The sequence below is a fragment of the Erythrobacter sp. LQ02-29 genome (genome assembly GCF_022576075.2).
GTDB lineage: Bacteria > Pseudomonadota > Alphaproteobacteria > Sphingomonadales > Sphingomonadaceae > Alteriqipengyuania.
Window position 1 is genome coordinate 894,128 of record NZ_JANCNT010000001.1, and the last position, 20,736, is coordinate 914,863.

Sequence of the window (20,736 nt, forward strand, 5' to 3'; positions counted from 1 at the left end):
GCATGGCCGCGATCTTCCGTAGAATTGTTTTTGGACAGGGGATGCCAGACTTATGATCCGTACCGTATTCGCGACCACCGCCAGCGCCTTGGCGCTCGGCCTAACATTGCCCGCCGCGGCGCACGACTTGTCCCTCGCGGAGCAGGAGAGCGCGATCGAGATGCTCGCGCCGGCCGGTGACGAGGCGAGCGACGTCGATACGCCGACGATGAGCTTCGGTACCTGGGGCGTGGATCCGACCTCGATCGACAAGTCGGTCGACCCGGGTGACGATTTCTTCGACTACGTCAACGACAAGTGGCTGGCGGCGAACCCGCTGCCGCCCGAATATTCGCGCTTCGGTGCCTTCAACCTGCTGGGCGAGAAGTCCACCGCCGACGTCAAGACGCTGGTCGACGACATGGTCGCGCAGAAGGGCGCGATGTCGGCGGACGACAAGCGGATCGCGGATGCCTACAAGGCGTTCTACGACGAAGATGCGATCGATGCAGCGGGCCTCGCCCCGGCGCAGCCCTATCTCGACAAGATCGAGAACGCGGGGACCCTCGCCGACCTCGCCACGCTGTGGGCGACGCCCGGCTACGCCTCGCCGGTCGGCGGCTTCGTGACCGTCGATGCGAAGGAGCCCACGCGCTATTCCGTCTATGTCGGATCGGGTGGGCTCGGCTTGCCGGACCGCGATTACTATCTGGACGACAGCGAGAAGGGCAAGGAGATCCAGTCGAAGTATCGCGACTATCTCGCCTTCATGTTCGGCCAGGCCGGTTACAGCGACCCGCAGGCGACCGCCCAGAAGGTCTATGATTTCGAGGACCAGATCGCGCGCAAGGTGAGCTGGGACCGCGCGACCAGCCGCAACCGCGACCTGACCTACACCGCGCTGACGCCCGACCAGCTGGTCGCCCTCAACCAGGGCTTTCCGATGGCGGCCCTGCTGAAGACCAGCGGTTTCGGCGACACCGACAAGTTCGTGGTGGGCGACATGCCGCCCAGCGCGGAGCGTGCGGAGCAGCTCGGCTTGGACGAGGCGACGCTGGCGAAGATCGGCGGCGGAACGCCGGCGATGCTCGACCTGCTGGTGAATACGCCGGTCGAGGTGCTGCAGGCCTGGACGGCCAAGCAGTTCCTGCGCAGCAATGCCTCGGTCCTGCCGAGCAAGATCGACGATGCAAATTTTGCCTTCTACGGCACCACGCTGAACGGCACCCCGGAGCAGCGCCCGCGGTGGAAGCGTGCGATCGGCGAGACCGAAGGCCTGCTGGGCGAACTGGTCGGCAAGCAGTATGTCGCAAAGTACTTTCCGCCAGAGAACAAGGCGGCGATGGAGGACCTGGTCGCGAACCTGCGGGTGGCCCTGCGCCAGTCGATCCAGGACAATGACTGGATGGGGGCCGAAACCAAGCAGGAGGCCCTCGCCAAGCTCGACGCGTTCGATCCTAAGATCGGCTATCGCGACAATCTGGAAACCTACCCCGGGCTCCAGATCAGCGCGACCGATCCGATCGCCAACCGCATGGCCTCGTCCAAGTGGGAATGGAGCGACATGCTGTCCAAGCTGGGCGGCCCGATCGACCGCACCGAATGGGGCATGCTGCCGCAGACGGTGAACGCCTATTACAATCCGACCAAGAACGAGATCGTCTTCCCCGCCGCCATCCTGCAACAGCCGTTCTTCGCGCTGTCGAACGATATCGCGGTGAATTACGGCGGCATCGGCGGCGTAATCGGGCACGAGATGAGCCACGGGTTCGACGACCAGGGCGCGAAATCCGACGGTACCGGCCTGCTGCGCAACTGGTGGACCGACGCCGACAAGGCGGCGTTCGACAAGCTGGGTGACGAGGTGGTGGCGCAGTACAACCAGTTCTGCCCGCTCGACGACGGCGAAACCTGCGTCAACGGCCGCCTGACGCTGGGCGAAAATATCGGCGATCTCGGTGGGCTGAGCCTCGCCTACCGCGCCTACAAGATCGCGACCAAGGGCAAGGACGTGCCGGTGATCGACGGGCTGACCGGCGATCAGCGCTTCTTCATCGCCTGGGCGCAGGTGTGGCGTTCCAAGCAGCGCGAGGAATCGGAGCGCCAGCGTCTGCGCACCGATCCGCACAGCCCGGAGCAGTTCCGCGTCAACGGCGTCGTCCGCAACATGGATGCCTGGTACAAGGCGTTCAACGTGACGCCGCAGGATGCCCTTTATCTGCCGCCCGAAAAGCGCGTACATATCTGGTAATCGCGTCGATCGAACGCGTTTCCGCAATCGGGGGCGGGGCAGGTCGCTTGACTTGCCCCGCCCTTTCTTCATGGGGGCCGCATGAACGAGACCATCACCGCCATCCTGCTCGGCATCGTCGAGGGACTGACCGAATTCGTTCCCGTATCCTCGACCGGGCACCTAATCCTCGCGACCGAGCTGTTCGGTTACGACGCCGCGCAATGGGCGATGTTCAACGTCGTCATCCAGCTGGGCGCGATCCTGGCCGTGGTGTACCAGTATTGGGGCACTTTCTGGGGGGCGCTGGTCGACCTGCTCCAGTGGAAGCAGCACGGCGTGCGGTTCGCGCGCAACATCCTGGTCGCCTTCCTCCCCAGCGCGGTGCTGGGCCTCGCACTCAAGGACTATATCGACATCCTGCTGGGCAGCCCGTCCGTGGTCGGCTGGGCCCTGATCGTCGGCGGCATCGCCATCCTGGCGATCGAGCGCGTCGCGAACCCGAAGGGTGAGGAAAGCGTCGCCGACCTCCCGCTGGCGAAGGTGCTGGGCGTCGGCCTGGCACAATGCCTCGCCATGGTGCCCGGGGTCAGCCGGTCCGGCGCGACCATCATGGGGGCACTGGCCATGGGCGTTAACCGCAAGACTGCCGCCGAATTCTCCTTCTTCCTCGCGGTGCCGACGATGGTAGGCGCGACCACGCTGGAGCTGCTGACCAAGAGCGACCAGCTATCGGGGGGCAGCAGTGTGGGCTGGGGCGAGATCGCGATCGGCTTCGTCGTCAGCTTCTTCGTGGCTCTCGGCGTGATCCGCGCGTTCGTCGCCTATGTCAGCCGCCACGGCTTCGCGCCGTTCGCCTGGTACCGCATCGTGATCGGCGGCGCGGCCGTCGCCTGGCTCGCGCTGCGTTAACGCTTCCAGGGAACCATAGTGTGGCTCGCGTTTTCGGTATCGTACCAATTCGCGGGGAAGTTCACATGGGACTGATCGTCCTGGTTGCCATCGGCGGTATTCTCGGTTGGCTCGCCAGTATCATTTGCGAGACCGAGGACGGGCAGGATATCCTGCTCAATATCGCAGTCGCCCTGGTCGGGGCGCTGGGCTGCGGTGGGCTGACCAATCCCGGTCCGTTGCAGGTCGGGGTTTCCCCCTGGGCGCTCCTGGCGGCCCTGATCGGCGGAATGGCGCTATTGACCGGCCTTGCCATTCTGCGCCGCACCGTGCTGCGTTAATCTTACCGACATTTCCTCTTACGCGGGGGCGATAGCGTTGCTATGCCCCGCTCTCCCAAGCAACAAAGGGGTGAGAACACCATGAAATTTTCCGCAAAGACCGCCATGTTCGCTTCCGTAGCCGCGCTGGGCCTCGGCCTCGCCGCCTGCGACGGACCGCGTGAAGAAGCCGCCGAAGACAAGGGCGAAGCGATGGAAGCGCAGGTCGACCAGACCGCCGACGCCATGGAAGATTCGGGCCAGATTTCCGACGCGCAGGAAGATGCGATGAAGGACGCGGCCGACGACAAGGCCGACGCGATGGAAGAGCAGGGCGAAGCTGCCGACGAAGCCGCCGGTCAGTAAGCACCTGCCATCATCGATGGTTACGAAAAACCGGCCCGGGAGCCATCCCTGGCCGGTTTTTTGTTGTTCGGACCGGGCCGCCCTTCGGCGCTAGACCGGCTTCGCCCCGCTGCCGCGGCCGCCGCGCAGCAGATATTCCTGCGTGCCCCGGTGCACCACGTTGTCGACGTCGATCACCGCCGAATTGGCATAGGTGAAGGCGGGCGAGAGATTGCGATAGAGCCGGTCGAAATCGCGTTCGACCGTCTGGCGGTAGAGATCCTCGAAGCTCTCGATCACGAAATAGGTCGGCTGCAGGTCGCTGATGACGTAGTCCGTCCGCATGACCCGATCGACATTCAGCATGATGCGGTTGGGGCTTTGCGCTTCCACCGCGAACACCGCCTCGGTCGGCCCGGACAGAATCCCGGCGCCATAGGCGCGCAGTCCCTCTTCCTCTCGCAGCAGGCCGAATTCGACCGTGTACCAGTAGAGCGCGCCGAGCGCCTTCAACCGGTTGTGGTGCATCGCCTTCCACCCGGCCTTGCCGTATTCCTGCATGTAGTCCGCATAAACCGGGTCGGTCAGCATCGGGACATGGCCGAACACATCGTGGAACACGTCGGGTTCCTGGATGTAGTCGAAGGTCTCACGCGTGCGGATGAAATTACCCGCGGGAAACCGCCGGTTGGCGAGGTGCCAGAAGAACACGTGGTCGGGGATCAGCATGGGCACCGGCACCACGCTCCACCCGGTGAGCTTGCCCAGTTCCTCCGACAGGTCGCCGAAATCGGGTACACCGCCCCGGCCCAGGTCGAGTTTCTCGAGCCCGGCCAGAAACGCGCTGGCGGCGCGGCCGAGCAGGACCTCCATCTGCCGGGCGAAGAGGTCGTTCCAGACCGCGTCGTCTTCCGAATCATACCGCGTCTGCGCGGGCTCAAGCCAGTCGTCGCCGACATGTTCGGGCCGCTTGAGCGGCGCGGTGAAGACATCCTCCGGCAAGTCGGGAATGGTCGAGAAATCGGGTTCGGTACGGGCAGGCGTGGCCATCGGCGCTCCCTCCTTCTGTGTGGTTCGCGCAGGGACCGGAGCGGTCGCAGGCGCATGAATAGGCTCTACGAAAATGGGGCCTCGGACACGCTAGCGCAAGCAAGCGTCGCTGGTGTCGTTACGCACACGTCAATCGCCCGGCGTGTTGCCGTCCCTTGAGAGGGGGGATGCGGCTGGTCTATCGCCGGGCGAGGATTCGTTCAGCGCCGCCGGGGGAAGGCGCTCGTCCTCTATCCGGGCGGTCGCCGCGTTCAGGCGGCGTGCCTTGCCCATGGTGACCTCGCCGGTGCCCGGATCGTTCCCGCCCGGACCGCAGGCCGAATACCAGCGTGCAGCCGAGCATGATGGCGGGGCCGGGGCGCAGACCGCCCCGTTGCGTGCAAGGGCGCAGGGACCCGTCCGCCTCCGCCATCATGCCCGAAAGGCTGCGGGCCGTGCTCAGTTGGTCTTCTGTTCGGCCTGGGCGGCGGCTTCTTCCGCCGCGGCCTGCACATCGGCGGCGGCAGCAGCGGCCGCTTCGCCTGCGTTCTGCGCGCTTTGCTGGGCTTCCTCGGCCTTGTCCTGCGCCTCTTCAAGCCGATTGCGCGTCGCGGGGGCGAGAGTTGCGGTCGTCCCCTGCTCGTCCATCACCGGAGTCTCGGTCACGTCGGCCATCGCGTCCTCGGCCGGCATTTCGACCGAATCCGCCTGCGCGTCGTCCGATGCGTTGTCCGAGCTGCCGCAGGCGGCCAGCGCCAGCGCGCCGGTAAGTGCGAGACCGAAACGGAAAGTGGTTTTCATCTGGAAATTCTCCCTCGAATGGATCGCGACCGGGCCGGAGGGCCCATGATCGCTCGCAAGCGTGATAGCCGCCGTGCCGGGCTGCGGCCAAGGGGAAAAGCGTGTCGCCCCGCTTGCAAGGCGGCACCCGCTCTGCACAAGGGGCGCGGCATGTCCGAACCAGCCGCATACCCCGTTCCTCAGCGCGCCCGCACCGCCTTGCGCGAGGTGTTCGGGTTCGACGATTTTCGCGGGCGGCAGGCGGAGGTCGTGGGCCGGGTGCTGGCCGGGCGATCCACGCTGGCGGTGATGCCGACCGGCGCAGGCAAGTCGCTGACCTACCAGCTGCCGGCCACCGTGATGGAAGGGTGCTGCGTCGTGGTCTCCCCGCTGATCGCGCTGATGCACGACCAGTTGCGCAGCGCGCGGGCCAACGGCATCCGCGCGGCTACGCTGACAAGCGCGGACGCCGACTGGCGCGAGACGCAGGACGCGTTCCGCGCAGGCGAGCTCGATCTGCTCTACGTCGCGCCCGAACGCGCCAGCCAGCCCCATTTCCGGGATCTGCTAAGCGCGGCGCGCATCGCCCTGTTCGCGATCGACGAGGCGCATTGCGTGTCCGAATGGGGCCATGATTTCCGCCCCGACTACCGCCAGCTGCGCCCCATGATGGATGCGTTCGGGGACGTGCCGCGCCTCGCATTGACCGCGACGGCGGATGCGCACACCCGCACCGACATCCTCGCCCAGCTCGGCATTCCGGAAGAGGGGCTGATCGTTGCCGGGTTCGATCGCCCCAATATCCGCTACGCCATCCGTCCGCGCGACAACCCCGTGCGCCAGCTGGTCAAGATGATGGAGGAGGAGCCGGGACCGGGCATCGTCTACGCGCCGACCCGGCGCAAGGTGGAGGAGCTGGCCGAGAAGCTGGGCGGGGCGACGGGGCGCGAGGTGCGCGCCTATCACGCGGGGTTGGACGCGGACACGCGCGCCGCCAACCAGGCCGCCTTCGTCGCCAGCGAGGATATGGTGATCGTCGCCACCATCGCTTTCGGCATGGGCATCGACAAGCCCGACGTGCGCTTCGTCGCCCATGCCGCGCTGCCCAAATCGATCGAGGCCTATTACCAGGAAACCGGCCGTGCCGGGCGCGACGGCGACCCGGCACGCGCGGTGATGCTATGGGATGCGGGCGATTTCGCGCGGGCGCGCCAGCGGCTGGGGGAGCTGGCACCGGACCGCCGCCACGGCGAGAACGCCCGGCTCGATGCGCTGGCGGGCCTGGTGGAAACCGCCGGATGCCGCCGCGCCGTGCTGTTGCGCCATTTCGGGGAGGACCCACCGCAGACCTGTGGCAATTGCGACAACTGCTTGAACCCGCCCGGCGTGGTCGACGCGACGCAGATCGCGCGCAAGCTGCTGTCGGCGGTGTATCGCACGGGGCAGAGCTTCGGCCTGGGTCATCTGGAAAAGGTGCTGACCGGATCGCAGGACGAGCGGGTCTTGGCCAAAGGCCATGATCGCCTGTCCGTCCACGGTATCGTCGAAGGCGAGGAGGCCGGATTGATCCGCCCGGTCGCGCGGGCGCTCCAGGCGCGCGGCGCCCTCGTTTCGACCGAGCATGGCGGGCTGGCGCTGGGGGAGGGATCGCGCGCCATCCTGAAGGACGAGGCGGAGGTCGCCATCGTTCTGCCGCCACGGCGCAGCCGGACCCGGCGCCGGTCGGGCAGCGACGCCAATCCGGTCAACGATCCGCTGTTCGACGCGCTCCGCGCGCTCCGCCGTGAACTGGCGGAGGAGGCGCTGGTGCCGCCCTACGTCATCTTCCACGACGCCACCTTGCGCGAGATGACCGAGCGCCGCCCCGGAACTGCCGCGGAAATGGGCCGCATCGCCGGAATTGGGGCGCGCAAGTTGGAAACTTATGGCGAGCGGTTTCTGAAGGCGATCCGCGAACACTGACAGCGCTTGCGTCTGACGCATGCCCGCACATGCTATTTAGACCGGCGATATCGGGCAGCTGCGGGTGACCCGCAGTCAGATCGAGCGCGGCACTGTGGGGCCAATACGCCAAATCGCGGGCCACGCGGGTCGACATTGCAGCTTCGGACTTCGATGATCCGCAATGGCGCGGGATCAACTGCATGATCGACCACTCGCAAGGCGCGGTGGGCCGGATGACCGACATCCGGTCGGTTGGGACCGCAATCTGGCAGGATCGCGAACCCGTTCCTATATCGGACGGATGAAAGGAGGCCGGCTATGGCAGGCGGATGGTCCCGCGACGGAGCGGTACAGGATCAGATCGACGATACGATAAGCGACGCGGTGAGCGCCGCGAGGTCCCGCATGACGACGGGCGAGGCAGCTGAATATTGCGACGAATGCGGCGAACCCATTCCCGAGAAGCGCCGCGCAGCCTTGCCGGGCGTGCGCACCTGCGTCGAATGTCAGGGCGCGCGTGACAGTGCGGTGCGCCACTCCACGATCAACCGCCGTGGTTCGAAAGACAGCCAGCTACGGTGACTCGAGAAATCCGGGGCTAAGCCGGATCGCGCCCGATGGCGCCCCACCTTCGAGCGGCAGTGCCAGCAGCCATTCTGTCGGCGCACCCTGCAGCGTAAGATCGGGGACAGGCTGGAAGCCGAAGCGGGAATAATAGGCCGGATCGCCCATCACCACGATGCCCCGCGCGCCGGCCGCACGCATTTCGGCGACCCCCCGCACGATCAGGCTGCCGCCGATGCCGGTGCGTTGCCGGGTCACCATGACCGAAAGGGGGGCCAGATCGAACCAGCCCGTCGTCCCGTCCGAAACGGTGATCGGCGAAAAGGCGATATGGCCGATGACGGCCTCGTCCATGTTCAGCGCGACGAGCGAAAGGGCAAGAGACCCTGCCAGGCGCATTCGATCCAGGGCGTTGGCCGCATCGTCCCAGCCATAGTTGGCCTCATGGAAGGAAGCTTGTGTCAGCGCGCGGATAGCCGGAAAATCCTCGGCAGTTTCCGGTCGTACTCGCATCCACAATTTCCCACCTGTTCGCTCGCGCCCCGCCTGGGCCGCTAGCGGTCCATTAGCTAACGAAAACTTACTGAGTTAATATTTTCTCACAGCAGGTGGCCGGACCGGTCCCGCTTGGTATCGAGATAGCGCGCATTGTGCGGATTGGCCGGCAGGCGGTGCGGCACGCGTTCGGCGATTACCACACCGGCAGCCTGCAATGCGGTCACCTTCGCCGGATTGTTGGTCATCAGCCGGATGCGCTCGATCCGCAGCAGCTCCAGCATCCGCGCGGCGGTCGGGAAATCGCGCGCTTCCTCCGGCAGGCCGAGTCGCCGGTTCGCCTCCAGCGTGTCGAAGCCCTGATCCTGCAGGCGATAGGCGCGCAGCTTGTTGACAAGGCCGATGCCCCGCCCCTCCTGCCGCATGTAGAGCAGCACCCCCCAGCCGCCATCGCCTGACTCTTCCGCCATGGCGGCGAGCCCGGCGTCGAGCTGCGGCCCGCAATCGCATTTTAGGCTGCCGAGCACATCCCCGGTCAGGCACTCCGAATGCAGCCGCACCAGGGGAACACGCTGGGTTGAGCGCTGGCCGATGACGAGGGCGACATGTTCGCGCAGATCGTCGGGCGCGCGGAAGGCGACGATCTCGGCATCGATCGCCGCGGCCACGGGGAGCGCGGCGCGCGTCGCGACGACGAGGTTCGCTGGATCGCTCCAGGCGGCAAGATCGCCGGCCTCCAGCGCGACCGGTTCGCCCGGCGGGTCGGGATCGACGAGGAAGGCTGGCAGGATGCCTGCCAGTCGCGCCAGTTCCATCGCCGCCTCGGCCTCGCCCGCGAAACCGATCGGATCGGCGCGGAACGGGCCCTTCAGAGGCGCGGCGAGATCGAGCGAGGGATCGGCGACGGGCAAAGCCGATCGCAGGTCGAACGGCGCGGCCCCGCGCATCAGCACAGGCGCGTGACCGTGGGCCGCCTCGCGCTGGTTGGTCAGCTTCAGGGTTTCGGCCCGCGCGTTCGAGATCAGCAGTTGCGCGGCGTGCGCGCCCGGCGAAATCGCGGTTTCGACCGGCAGCAACACCGGCGCCCCGCCGATCCGCACCGGCCAGCCATGCCGCAATGCGTCGATCGCCTGCGCCACGCGCCTGCCCGGCGAAGGCGCGTTGCCGCTCAGAGACTGAACTCCGTCGTCAGCGGCACATGGTCGCTCGGCTTCTCCCAGTCGCGCGCTTCCTCCAGCACGCGGTGCCCGGTCGCCTGCTTCGCGAGGTCGGGGCTGGCCCACATATGATCTAGCCGCCGCCCGCGGTCGCCCGTCTTCCAGTCCTTCGCGCGGTAGCTCCACCAGCTGTAGTAGCGGTCGGGCGCGCGGATATGCTCGCGCCCGATATCGACCCAGCCATGCGCGTCCATGAAGCGTTGCAGCGTCTCGACCTCGATCGGCGTGTGGCTGACCACCTTGAGCAATTGCTTGTGGCTCCACACATCGCTTTCGAGCGGGGCGACATTGAAATCGCCCACGATCAGCGTGGGTCGGTCGATCGCGTCGGCCCAGCGCGTCATGCGGCCGAGGAAGTCGAGCTTCTGCCCGAATTTCAGGTTCAGCTCGCGATCGGGAATGTCGCCGCCCGCGGGGACATAGACGTTCTCGACGATCATCCCCTTGCCCTCGCCCAGCAGTTCGACACCGACATGGCGCGCCTCGCCATTGTCCTGCCAGTCGTGCTTCGAGAAATCGCGGAACGGAATGCGGCTGACAGTGGCGACACCGTGATAGCCCTTCTGCCCGTGGATCGCGATATGCTCGTAACCGAGCCTGCGGAACGCCTCGTGCGGGAACTGGTGTTCCTGGCACTTGATCTCCTGCAGGCACAGGACATCGGGCGATTGTTCGGTGAGGAAACGCTCCACCAGCGGCAGACGCAGGCGGACCGAATTGATGTTCCAGGTGGTGACAGAAACCATGGGGGCGAGCCTTAGGATGCGGCGCGCGCCACCGCAACACGGCTCGCTTTCGCCTTGCTGTCACATACCGGTTCGATAGAGCGGGGCGAAATTCACGCTGGAGATTTCCCACCATGCCATCGCTTCGCTTTCCCGCTCTCGCGCTCGGCGCGCTCGCCCTGACCCTGGGGGCCTGCACCACGGATACCGGTGGCGATGCGCGCGTGGCGAGCGCCTCGCAAGCTGCGCCGATGGCCCCCACCGGCCAGGCGAAAAACGTCATCCTGTTCATCGGCGACGGCATGGGCATCTCGGTCATCACCGCGACCCGCATTCTGGCGGGGCAGCGGCAGGGGCAGACGGGCGAGGAATACGCGCTCCCGTTCGAGAAATTCCCGCACGTCGCGCTGGTCAAGACCTACAACACCGATGCGCAGGTCCCCGACAGCGCGGGAACGGCAACCGCGATGAACTCGGGCGAGAAAACTCGGATGGGCATGCTGGGCGTCGGACCGGGGGCGGCGCGCGGCGACTGTGCCGCCTCGCTGGACAATCGCCTCCCGCATATCGCGGACCTTGCTAGGAAAAGCGAGCGCGCGGTCGGCATCGTCACCACGACGCGGCTGACCCATGCCACCCCGGCCGCGGTCTTTGCCCATGCGCCAGAGCGCGACTGGGAAGCGGACGGCGACATGCCCGCCTCGGCGCTGGCCGAAGGGTGCACGGACATCGCAAGCCAGCTGGTCGCCTATCCGTTCGATGTGGCGCTGGGCGGCGGAGTCGAGAAATTCGTCGGCAAGACGGCGGGCGGCGACCGCGCCGACGGTACCGACCTGGCGAAGGACTGGGCCGCCCGCACCGGCGGCAGCTACGTTACGAGCGAGACGCAGCTGGAGGCCGCCCCGCAGGGCAAGCCGGTGCTCGGCCTCTTCTCCCCCAGCCACATGACCTACATGCTCGATCGCAAGTCCGACAGCGCCGAACCGACGCTGACGCAGATGACCGCGCAGGCGGTCGACCGGCTCGGCCGCGACCCGCACGGTTATTTTCTGATGGTCGAGGGCGGGCGAATCGATCACGGATTGCACGCCGGGCAGGCGGGCTATGCGCTGGAGGAAGGGCTGGAGCTGGCGAAGGCGGTGCAATACGCCATCGATCATACCGATCCGGCGAACACGCTGATTCTCGTCACCGCGGACCATAGCCACGTGCTGTCGATCGCGGGCTATCCCAAGCGCGGCAATCCGATCCTCGGCCTGGTCCGTCCGCCGGAAGGGGGCGACGAGGAGCATCACGGCGGCACCGGAGACCAACCGGCGCTGGCCGGCGATGGCAAGCCCTACACTACGCTGGGTTTCGCCAACGGCCCCGGCGCGGTGCAGGGCACGCGTCCGGTTCCCGAAACCGGGCCGCGCGCGCGCCAGCAATCGCTCGTGCCGCTGGGCAGCGAGACGCATGGGGGCGAGGACGTGGCGCTTTTCGCGTCCGGGCCAGGCAGCGACGAGGCGCATGGGGTGATCGAACAGAACGTGATCTTCGACATCATGGCCGATGCGATGGGGGTGTCGGAGAAAAACTAGGCCCAGCGCGTCCGCGCGGGGCAACAAAAAACCCTCGTGCCGGGGGCATGGTGGCACGAGGGTTCCTTGTCAGCGTTCGTCACGCTTTACAGAAGGCCTTGTCGGAGCCTCAGGGCAACAGGGGGGAAACCCGATGCTCCAGCCGTTCTGTTCCTGAAGGTTTACGGCAGCGGGGCTTTCCCCCCTATGAACGAACCGCAACGATTGGTCGCTAATTCGCTTCGCTCCGCCTGCCAGCCGTTCAGCCCGGGCGACGGGTGGTGCGGCGCGGGTCGCGGTAGGTGAACGCGGAGTCATTTACCGCAACGCCGTAACGCTGATTGCTCAGCCGCACCGTGGTTCGATTGTTCTGCGCATCGAGCGCGACCCAGTTGGTCAGTTCCCAGCCCCCCGGCGCGGAACCGTCGCGCACGAATACCAGCGTGATGACGCCGAATTCGGGCTTCTTCGAATCGCGCACCTCGACGCTCATGACGTTGGGGTTGCTGGTCGGGCGCAGCGTGCCGTAGCGCTTCACGTCGCGCTTGGGATCGAGCAGCGCGCCCAGCGGCGAATTGCTGATCGGCCAGCGCTGGACCTGGTTCACCTCGTAATCGATCAGCGTCAGCGACTTGCCGTTCGATACGACCAGCATCGGCGCGCTCTTGCCGTAATCGAACCGGATCTTGCCCGGACGCTTCAGCGTCATTTCGCCGCGCACGGTCTGCCCGTTGCGGTCGGTCTGGGTGAAATTCGCCTTCATCGTGCTGATGCCGCGCAGCGCGGAGACCGCATCGTCCAGCGTACCGGTGGAGGCAGCCTCGACCGGGACCGGCGCGAGCAGCGCGGCAGTGGTGGACACGGCCATCACGGCCGCCAGAGCGGCACCGGTGGCGGAGCGAAAACGGGTGATCATTGCTGTCATGCCTCGATTGTTATCATCGTGGCACTGAACCGTCACTGACACGGCCGCGTTCCCGCCGTTCAGGAACGTGCGAGAGCCGCGGCGGGAAGCCTTACTTGATCTTGGCTTCCTTGAACTCGACGTGCTTGCGCGCGACGGGATCGTACTTGCGGAAGCTCATCTTCTCGGTCGTGTTGCGCGGGTTCTTGCGCGTGACGTAATAGAAGCCCGTGTCTGCGGTCGAGACGAGCTTGATCTTGACGGTTGCGGGCTTCGCCATGGTCCAAATTCCTGAAAAATCGAATACGGCCACCGACGAAGGAGGCCAAAACAAACAGGCGGCGCACACCGGCACCGCCTCGTCGGCGCGCACATGACGCGTAGGGCCAGCCAAGTCAAGCCTTTCGGCGGGGTGGCACACGGCCGGACCCTACAATTCGACCTTGCCGCGCTTCGCCTTCACCTCGCCCCGCGCCTTCTTGGTCGCGAGTCGCTTCTTCTTGTTGAGACGATTAAGCCGCGTCTTCGCGCGGCGCGGCGGGCGCCGGTGCGCCTCCTCCAGCAGCGATTCGAGCTTCTCGCGCGCCTCGGCCCGATTCGCCTCCTGCGTGCGGTGTTCGCGGGCAAGGATCAGAATGTCGCCCGATGCGGTCAGGCGGCTCCCGGCGATTTCGCGCAGCCGGCGGAATACCGTGGGCGGGAGGCGCAGCTTGTAGGCGTTGACGCGCAGTTGCACGTTGGTCGCGACCTTGTTGGCGTTCTGCCCGCCCGGCCCGCTTCCCGCGAGGAAGCTTTCCTGTGCCAGCGCGTGGGCGCGACCGAGCAGGTCCTCATCCACAGCGCGCCCCGAGCATGCAGAAATCGCGCGGGAGCGGCGCTTCGGCGCGGATATCGGGCTTGCCCTCGCGCGGCACGACAATCGCGGCGGCGTGCAGCATGGTGCGCGGGGCGGTGCCGCCTTGCCCGTAGACCGGGTCGCCCAGCAGGGGATGCCCCAGCCCGCTGGCCGCGTGCACGCGCAGCTGGTGCGTGCGGCCCGTCTCCGGCCGGAAGCAGATCAGCGCGCCGCGCTGGAGCGGCTGGACCATGCGCCAGTGGGTCAGCGAGGGCTTCCCCTTGCGCGCAGGAATCATGCGCCACCCCGCCTCCTTGCTACTGATCTTGGCGAGGGCGAGGTCGATCGTCCCCTCGGTCTCGACCGGCACGCCATCGACGATGCCGAGGTAATGCTTGGTTACGCCCCGTTCCTCGAACGTCGCCGCGAATCGCTTCAACGCCTTCGGATTGCGCGCCAGCAACAGGCAGCCGGAGGTGTCGGTATCGAGGCGGTGGACCGGCACCGGGGCGCGTTCGAAGCCGAGCTTCAACGCGTCGAGGTGATCTTCCAGCGATTCGCCGCCGCGGCGCGGGCGCGAGACCGGCAGGCCCGCCGGCTTGTCGATCACCAGCGCTTCGGCGTCTTCGTACAGTATGTCGATCATGTCATGAGCTCCGCGTGCATCGTGCCGCGCAGGGCGTTGCACAGGTGAAATCCGTTATCGAGATCGGTCAGCCGCACCGCGCCTTCGCGAGCGGCCCCCGACGCGATCAGCGCGCCGCGCTGAACGCCGGGGAGCAGGCCGAGGGCCGTGGACGGGGTTAGGTAATCGCCCTGAGGCCCGGCCAGGATCGAGGTAAAACTGCCCTCGGTCAGCAGGCCGTCGTCGGTGACGAACAGCGCCTCGTCGGCTCCCTCGGCGAGCGCCACCGCGCGGGCATCCGCGTAGAAGCCGCGATCGGATGTTTTGTGACGTAGCCGCCAGTCGCCGGGATCGACCGGCAGGGGCAGGACGATGCAGCGTACCGGATCGGGAAGGGCTGGTGGCAGCGGCGCGGCCTCCAGCGCGACCGCGCCCGACCGCGCGCAGGCAAGGCGCACGCGCGTGGGCGCGTCGAGGTCGAAGCACAGCGCCTGGATCTGGTTGCGCAGGGCATGCCGGTCGAAGGCGAAGCCGAGCTCTTCGGCACTGGCCTTCAACCGTGCCAGATGCGCCTCGAGCAAGGCGATCCCTTCCTCAGGGTCGAAGCGCATGGTCTCGATCAGGTCGAAACCGGGGGCGGTGCGATCGGGGCCGCTTGCCCGGGCGAAGCCGCCCTTCAGCACGGCCTCGCGCCATTCGGCATCCGCATCGCTATCGGCGACGATGGCCGAGCCGACGGCCAGCACCGCGTGCCCCTGTCCGTTCTCGACCGGAGTGAGGCGCAAGGTGCGGATTGCGACGTTGAACGCCGCGGTGCCGTCCGCGCCGATCCGCCCGATAGCGCCGCAATAGGGCCCGCGCGCATCGCGCTCGACCGCGTCGATCAGCTCCATGGCGCGGATTTTCGGCGCGCCGGTGACCGAACCGCAGGGGAAGAGCGCGCGGATCAGGTCAACGGCATCGCTTCCCTCGGCCAGCGTCGCGGTCACGGTGGTGACCATCTGGTGCACGGTGGGATAGCTTTCGACCGCGAAGGGGTGCGCGACCTTCACGCTGCCCGCCCGTGCGACGCGCGACAGGTCGTTGCGCATCAGGTCGACGATCATCAGGTTTTCCGCGCGCTCCTTGCCAGAAACCGCCAGCTCGTTCGCCATCGCGGCATCGCGCGCCGGATCGGCATCGCGCGGGCGCGTGCCCTTCATCGGGCGGGCGCGAGCGGTGCCGTCCTGCAGCGAGACGAACAATTCGGGCGAGAGGCTGAGGAGCCAGTGAGAACCGTCGAACACCACGCCGCCGCAGCCCGCCTGCGCGGCGGGCCGCAGTGCGGCGTAAAGCGCCAGCGGGTCGCCGCGATAGCTGCCCGCGAGCGGAAAGGTGAGATTGCCCTGATAGATGTCGCCGGCGCGAATTTTCTCGGCGACGGTCGCGAATGCATCCCGATAACCGCCGGGCGAGAGCGTGGGGTCGAGCGGACCGAGCGAGGCGGCACCCCCGGCCCGTGCGGCAAGCCAGCCCGGCACGTCCCCGGCGGGAAGGCGCGTCTCTTCGGCGAACAGGCCCAGCCACACCAGCGGCCCGGCCGCCCCGGTGCGTGCCGGTGCCCGGTCCCTCAGCCGCGGTTCCAGCGCCAGCCCAGCCTCGTAGGCGATGTGCCCGGCCAGCGTGCCGCCGTCTTCTGCCAACGCGGCCTGCGCGGCGGCCAGCACCGGTTCGACCTGCTCCGGTCGATGCGCGACGAAAACGCGCGCCGGGCGTTCGTACACCCGGGCATCGGCGGCCCCGTCGCCGCGCGCGTCGTCCAGCAACACGAAAGCTTCGCGCGAACCCATAGCCGACCAGCCATAGCGACCACGGGGCGAAATGGAACCGCACTTGACCGCGGCGGGGCCAGGGGGCTTATCGCGAGCGGGCGCGATAGAGAGACGGGATCGGCACATGGCGGAGATTTTCATCGGGCTGGCGGCGAACGGCGAGCGGCAGGCGCTCGATCTTACCCGCGCCAATCGGCACGGGTTGATCGCGGGCGCGACCGGCACCGGCAAGACGGTAACGCTGCAGGGCCTCGTAGAAAGCTTCTCCGCCCAAGGCGTCCCCGTTTTCGTCGCTGACGTGAAGGGCGACCTGTCGGGCCTCGCCATGCCCGGTTCGCCGACCTTCAAGCATGCCGATACGCTGGAAGCGCGTGCGCGCGAGCTCGGGATGGAAGATTACGCCTATTCCGACAATCCGGCGATCTTCTGGGATCTGTACGGGGAGCAGGGTCACCCGATCCGCACCACCATTTCGGAGATGGGGCCGCTGCTGCTCGCGCGGCTGCTCGACCTCAACGACACGCAGGAGGGCGTCCTCCAGATCGTCTTCCGCTATGCCGACGACAACGGGCTGCTGCTGCTCGACCTCGGCGACCTGCAATCGATCCTCGCCTTTGCCGCCGAGAATACGAGCGAATTTTCCGGCAAGTACGGCAATGTGACGAAGGCGAGCGTGGGCGCAATCCAGCGGCAATTGCTCGGCTTCGAATCGCAAGGGGCGGATCGTTTCTTCGGCGAGCCCGCGCTGGAGATCGACGATTTCATGAAAGTGGACGAGCGCGGGCGCGGCTATATCAACGTGCTCGCCGCCGACCGGCTGATGCGCAGCCCGAAGCTGTACGCGACCTTCCTGCTGTGGCTGCTGGCCGAACTGTTCGAGACGCTGCCCGAGGTCGGCGATCCGGAGAAGCCGCGCCTCGTGTTCTTCTTCGACGAGGCGCATCTCCTGTTCAACGATGCGCCTCGCGCGCTGGAGGACAAGATCGAACAGGTCGTCCGCCTGATCCGGTCGAAAGGGGTCGGCGTCTATTTCGTCACCCAGAACCCGATCGATATTCCCGAGGAGGTTGGGGGCCAGCTCGGCAATCGCGTTCAGCATGCGCTGCGCGCCTTCACCCCGCGCGACCAGAAGGCAATCCGCGCCGCTGCCGAGACCTTCCGTATCAATCCCGATCTCGACGTCGAAACCGCGATCACAGAGCTGCGGGTGGGCGAGGCGCTGGTGTCCACGCTGATGGCGGACGGCGCGCCGTCGGTGGTGCAGCGCACGCTGGTGAAGCCGCCGCGCAGCCGCCTCGGTCCGATCACGGCGCAGGAGCGCAGCGTTATCCAGGCGGCGAGCCCGGTCGCGGGCAAGTATGACGAGCCGGTCGACCGCGAGAGTGCGGAGGAAGTGCTGGCGGCCAAGGCGGTCGATGCCGCCGACACCGCGCGCGAGGTGGAGGAAAAGGGCGTCGAGGAAGTGCGCAAGCGCTCCCGCAAGACGACCGCCCTGTGGCAGAAGGCGAGCGAGGCCGCGGCGGGTGCCGCCGCCAGTTCCGCCGCGACGATCGTCGCGGCCAAGATGACCGGCCGGACCAGCAAGGCCGATCCCGCCAGAAGCGCCGCGACCAGCGCGGCCGGCACGATCGCCACCGCGCTGGGCGGGGCGATCGCGGGTCGCTTCGTGCGTAACCTGATCGGCGGGCTGATGCGCTAGGCACCGCCCGCCGCGACAAGCCTTACTGCGTCGCCAGCCAGCTCTTCACTTCGGCGATCTGGCGCGGTTTCACCGATTCGCGCTGGCGGTTGATCGCGATCGAGCGGTCGATCGGCTTCTGCAGGTCGGCGCTCAGCGTCTTCTTGAACGCTTCCAGCCGGGCGATCGATCTCTCGTCCTTCACGCCGCCCGCGAGCCGGGCGAGGAAGCGCGCCATGCCCGAATCGTCGACCAGCGAATTCACCTTCGCCTGGTTATCCAGCACGAAATTGAAGGCGAGGTCGCCATGGCCCGATGCCACCGCGCTGATGATCGCGGCGCTGTCCGTCATGCCGACCTCCCCCGACAGAGCGAGATCGAGCGCACGCTGCGCCAGCGTATCGTCGTCCGCCGCACCGAGCAGCGCGTAATAGGTGCTGCGCTGCACCGAGCTGTCGGAATTCTGCGCCAGCGACAGCAGCTGGTTCCACTGCGCATCGGTCGCGTTGGATGCCACGATCGCAAGCCAGGTGGTCTTCAGCGGCCCGTCGAGCGCGGCCGGGTTGGTCTTGAGCGCGTCGAATCGCTTCGCCGCCTCGGCCAGCACCTTCTCGTCGCCCATCGCGCCCAGCGCGCCCAGCAGGGAGGAACGCAGATTCTCTTCCGGCACCTGATCGCTTGGGCGCGGATCGTACCCCAGCGCCTGCAGGCGGGGGCCCCACGCCGCGGTCGCCATCTTCGCGACCTTGGCCTGCGCCGCGTCGTCATCCTCGAGCAGGGCGTAGAGCCCGGCCCAGCTGCCGATCGCGCTTTCCGCGACCAGCGGATTGGCGTTGCGCGGCACCGCGGCAAGGAGGTCGAGCGCGACACCCATCTTCTGGTATCCCGCGCTCGACAGCGCGCTCTGGTCGCGCAGCAGGCCGAGCTGGTCGATCGGCGCGAGCTTGCCCATGTCGGTGCGCAGCGCGGTCAGCATCTTCGCCGGATAGAGCGTGCGGTAATAGCCGAGCTGGCCCGCATTCACGAGCACCGTGCCGCACCCGTTCAGCGTCATGCTGGCCGACTTGCCATCCATCACGCTGCGCATCGGGGCACCGCCGCCCACCGACACCAGGAGCGGAATGCGCCACCCTTGCGGATTGGCGGCGACTGCGTCCTTTTGGTCCTGGCTGAACTGGCTCTGCGTCAGCGACAGGTTCGTCTTGCCGCCGCTGCAGGTGGCGGAGCCGACCTGGACCAGCGGCACACCTGGCTGGGTGGTGAAATCGCGCGCGATCCCGGTCAGCGAGGTGGCACCGGCCGCCTCGATCGCGGCCCACAGGTTCTCGGTCTTCGCGTTGTCGAACTTGTGCGCGGCCATGTAGCGGCGCAGTCCGTCGCGCCAAGTATCCTCGCCGGCATAGGCTTCCAGCATCGAGATCACCGCTTCACCCTTCTGATAGGTGATGGTGTCGAACGCCTGGTTGGTTTCCTCCACCGTATCGATGGTCTGCACGATCGGGTGCGTGCTGGCGTAGGAATCGAGGCCCATCGCCGCCTCGCGCCCGCCGACGCGGTCGAGCAGCGGGTACCATTCGGGGTGGAAGTGATCGGTCGCCTTGGTCGCCATCCAGCTGGCGAAGCCTTCGTTCAGCCACAGGTCGTCCCACCACGCCATGGTCACGAGATCGCCGAACCACTGGTGCGCGACCTCGTGCGCCTGCACTTCGTAGATCGACTGGCGCCCGCGTGCGCTGGTGATCTTGGGATCGTTCAGCAGGATGCGTTCGAAGGTGAAGACCGCGCCCCAGTTCTCCATCGCGCCGAAGAACTGCGACTGGCCGGGGCCGGCGATGTTGTCGATCTTGGGCAGTGGGAAGGGCTGGCCGAAGTACCCCTCGTAATAGGGGATCAGCCCGGCGAGGCCTTCCAGCGCGTAGCGGCCCTGCTCGCCGCTGCCGGCCGGTGCGACGATCCCGGCTTCCACCTTGGCGGTGGCGGGCATCGCAAGCCGCTCGAAATCGCCGAGGCCGAAGAACAGCAGATAGGTCGACATCTTCGGGGTGGTCATGAAGGTGACCCGCTTGGTCCCATCACCCAGATCGTCTTCGCTCGCGGCGGGGGTGTTGCTGACCGCCATCTGATCGGCCGGAACGATCGCCGACAGGTCGAAGGTCGCCTTGTAGGCCGGCTCGTCGAACATCGGGGCGAAGCGGCGCGCATCGGGCGCCTCGAACTGGGTGAACAGCGCGCGTACATCCTTGCCGGTGCGCTTGTCGGGATAGTTCAGCGCGAACAGCCCGTTCGCCTGCGTGTTGATCGTGCCGCTGTATTCGGTTTCCAGCCGGTAGGTGCCGGGCTGGATCGTCGTGGGCGCGGTGAAGGTCGCGGTCTGCGCCTGCGAGTCGGTCGTGACCTGCAGGTCCATCGCCGCACCGCCGCCGGCGGGAACGAGGCGGGCGGAAGCGATCGTCAACTCGTTTGCATTGAGCATCAGCGAAGGCGTCTCCTCGAACACCTTCATGTCGACCGCCGACTTGCCGGTGAAGGTCAGCGCCTGCGCGTCCGGCGTCACCTCGATCGTGTAGTGATAGGGGCGCGCGGTACGCGGCAGCGAGGAGGTGGTCGCATCGCTCAGCGGAGCGAGGCCCTGCGGCGCGGCGGGGATCGCCATGGCGGGCGTGTCCATGCCAGCGGTGCTCGCCATGTCGGGCGCGGGAACGGTGGCGCAACCGGCAAGCAGTAGGCCGGTGACGAGAGGCAGAGCGAGGCGTTTCATAAGGGGCAACTCCGAGCTGAAATCGATGCCCGGTTACCCGCTATCGG

Annotated in this window: 19 protein-coding genes; 8 read left to right on the top strand and 11 right to left on the bottom strand. The window is 67.1% G+C overall.

The window, feature by feature from the left end; genetic code table 11:
- The first annotated feature begins 52 nt into the window (after positions 1-52).
- The 4 genes from MKP08_RS04415 (at position 53) to MKP08_RS04430 (ending at position 3,786) form a co-directional block, all read left to right on the top strand.
- Positions 53-2,230: a M13 family metallopeptidase gene (locus MKP08_RS04415; RefSeq protein WP_241555056.1), complete on the top strand. Its 2,178-nt coding sequence runs from the start codon at positions 53-55 to the stop codon at positions 2,228-2,230.
- Between the two features lie 81 nt (positions 2,231-2,311).
- Entirely contained in the window at positions 2,312-3,121 is an 810-nt protein-coding gene (locus MKP08_RS04420) for an undecaprenyl-diphosphate phosphatase (RefSeq protein WP_241555057.1), read from the top strand.
- Positions 3,122-3,186: 65 nt separating this feature from the next.
- On the top strand, positions 3,187-3,441 hold the full coding sequence (locus tag MKP08_RS04425; protein ID WP_241555058.1) for a GlsB/YeaQ/YmgE family stress response membrane protein: 255 nt from the start codon (positions 3,187-3,189) through the stop codon (positions 3,439-3,441).
- Between the two features lie 81 nt (positions 3,442-3,522).
- On the top strand, positions 3,523-3,786 hold the full coding sequence (locus tag MKP08_RS04430; protein WP_215229258.1) for a hypothetical protein: 264 nt from the start codon (positions 3,523-3,525) through the stop codon (positions 3,784-3,786).
- A gap of 90 nt (positions 3,787-3,876) precedes the next feature.
- On the opposite strand, the gene phhA is transcribed toward MKP08_RS04430, so the two are convergent.
- Positions 3,877-4,815 (bottom strand): phenylalanine 4-monooxygenase, encoded by a 939-nt coding sequence (gene phhA, locus MKP08_RS04435; protein ID WP_241555059.1) that lies wholly within the window; start codon positions 4,813-4,815, stop codon positions 3,877-3,879.
- Between the two features lie 438 nt (positions 4,816-5,253).
- Positions 5,254-5,595 carry a hypothetical protein gene (locus MKP08_RS04440; RefSeq protein ID WP_215229255.1) on the bottom strand — a complete coding sequence of 114 codons (342 nt, stop codon included), beginning with the start codon at positions 5,593-5,595 and terminating at the stop codon, positions 5,254-5,256.
- 150 nt (positions 5,596-5,745) lie between these two features.
- Between MKP08_RS04440 and recQ the strand changes: the two genes are divergently transcribed.
- Both recQ and MKP08_RS04450 read left to right on the top strand, forming a co-directional pair.
- Positions 5,746-7,536, top strand: a complete 1,791-nt coding sequence (gene recQ, locus MKP08_RS04445; RefSeq protein WP_241555060.1) for a DNA helicase RecQ — start codon at positions 5,746-5,748, stop codon at positions 7,534-7,536.
- Between the two features lie 300 nt (positions 7,537-7,836).
- A complete protein-coding gene (locus MKP08_RS04450; protein ID WP_241555061.1) occupies positions 7,837-8,100 on the top strand; it encodes a DksA/TraR family C4-type zinc finger protein in 264 nt (87 codons plus the stop codon).
- On the opposite strand, the gene MKP08_RS04455 is transcribed toward MKP08_RS04450, so the two are convergent.
- From MKP08_RS04455 to MKP08_RS04465, 3 genes are all read right to left on the bottom strand, one after another.
- On the bottom strand, positions 8,092-8,595 hold the full coding sequence (locus tag MKP08_RS04455) for a GNAT family N-acetyltransferase (RefSeq protein ID WP_241555062.1): 504 nt from the start codon (positions 8,593-8,595) through the stop codon (positions 8,092-8,094). The genes MKP08_RS04450 and MKP08_RS04455 overlap by 9 nt on opposite strands.
- An 86-nt stretch (positions 8,596-8,681) precedes the next feature.
- On the bottom strand, positions 8,682-9,716 hold the full coding sequence (gene ribA, locus MKP08_RS04460; protein ID WP_241555063.1) for a GTP cyclohydrolase II: 1,035 nt from the start codon (positions 9,714-9,716) through the stop codon (positions 8,682-8,684).
- A gap of 29 nt (positions 9,717-9,745) precedes the next feature.
- Positions 9,746-10,540, bottom strand: a complete 795-nt coding sequence (locus MKP08_RS04465; protein WP_241555064.1) for an exodeoxyribonuclease III — start codon at positions 10,538-10,540, stop codon at positions 9,746-9,748.
- Positions 10,541-10,653: 113 nt separating this feature from the next.
- Here MKP08_RS04465 and MKP08_RS04470 point away from each other — a divergent pair, with 113 nt between their 5' ends.
- Positions 10,654-12,099, top strand: coding sequence for an alkaline phosphatase (locus MKP08_RS04470; RefSeq protein ID WP_241555065.1), 1,446 nt, complete (start codon positions 10,654-10,656; stop codon positions 12,097-12,099).
- 241 nt (positions 12,100-12,340) lie between these two features.
- On the opposite strand, the gene MKP08_RS04475 is transcribed toward MKP08_RS04470, so the two are convergent.
- The 5 genes from MKP08_RS04475 to pabB all read right to left on the bottom strand — a co-directional run bounded on the left by MKP08_RS04475 (position 12,341) and on the right by pabB (position 16,271).
- Positions 12,341-13,003 carry an outer membrane lipoprotein carrier protein LolA gene (locus MKP08_RS04475; RefSeq protein WP_241555066.1) on the bottom strand — a complete coding sequence of 221 codons (663 nt, stop codon included), beginning with the start codon at positions 13,001-13,003 and terminating at the stop codon, positions 12,341-12,343.
- A 91-nt stretch (positions 13,004-13,094) separates the two neighbouring features.
- A complete protein-coding gene (rpmG, locus tag MKP08_RS04480; protein WP_215229248.1) occupies positions 13,095-13,262 on the bottom strand; it encodes a 50S ribosomal protein L33 in 168 nt (55 codons plus the stop codon).
- Between the two features lie 150 nt (positions 13,263-13,412).
- Positions 13,413-13,820, bottom strand: coding sequence for an alternative ribosome rescue aminoacyl-tRNA hydrolase ArfB (gene arfB / locus MKP08_RS04485; RefSeq protein ID WP_241555067.1), 408 nt, complete (start codon positions 13,818-13,820; stop codon positions 13,413-13,415).
- Positions 13,813-14,463, bottom strand: a complete 651-nt coding sequence (locus MKP08_RS04490) for an RluA family pseudouridine synthase (protein ID WP_215229246.1) — start codon at positions 14,461-14,463, stop codon at positions 13,813-13,815. The genes arfB and MKP08_RS04490 overlap by 8 nt, the downstream gene beginning before the upstream one ends.
- Positions 14,460-16,271 (bottom strand): aminodeoxychorismate synthase component I, encoded by a 1,812-nt coding sequence (gene pabB / locus MKP08_RS04495; protein ID WP_241555068.1) that lies wholly within the window; start codon positions 16,269-16,271, stop codon positions 14,460-14,462. The genes MKP08_RS04490 and pabB overlap by 4 nt, the downstream gene beginning before the upstream one ends.
- Positions 16,272-16,377: 106 nt before the next feature.
- On the opposite strand from pabB, the gene MKP08_RS04500 reads away from it, so the two are divergent.
- Positions 16,378-17,952 carry a helicase HerA-like domain-containing protein gene (locus MKP08_RS04500; RefSeq protein ID WP_241555069.1) on the top strand — a complete coding sequence of 525 codons (1,575 nt, stop codon included), beginning with the start codon at positions 16,378-16,380 and terminating at the stop codon, positions 17,950-17,952.
- Between the two features lie 22 nt (positions 17,953-17,974).
- Here MKP08_RS04500 and MKP08_RS04505 read toward each other — a convergent pair whose 3' ends face one another.
- A complete protein-coding gene (locus tag MKP08_RS04505) occupies positions 17,975-20,689 on the bottom strand; it encodes a M1 family metallopeptidase (RefSeq protein WP_241555070.1) in 2,715 nt (904 codons plus the stop codon).
- Positions 20,690-20,736 lie beyond the last annotated feature (47 nt).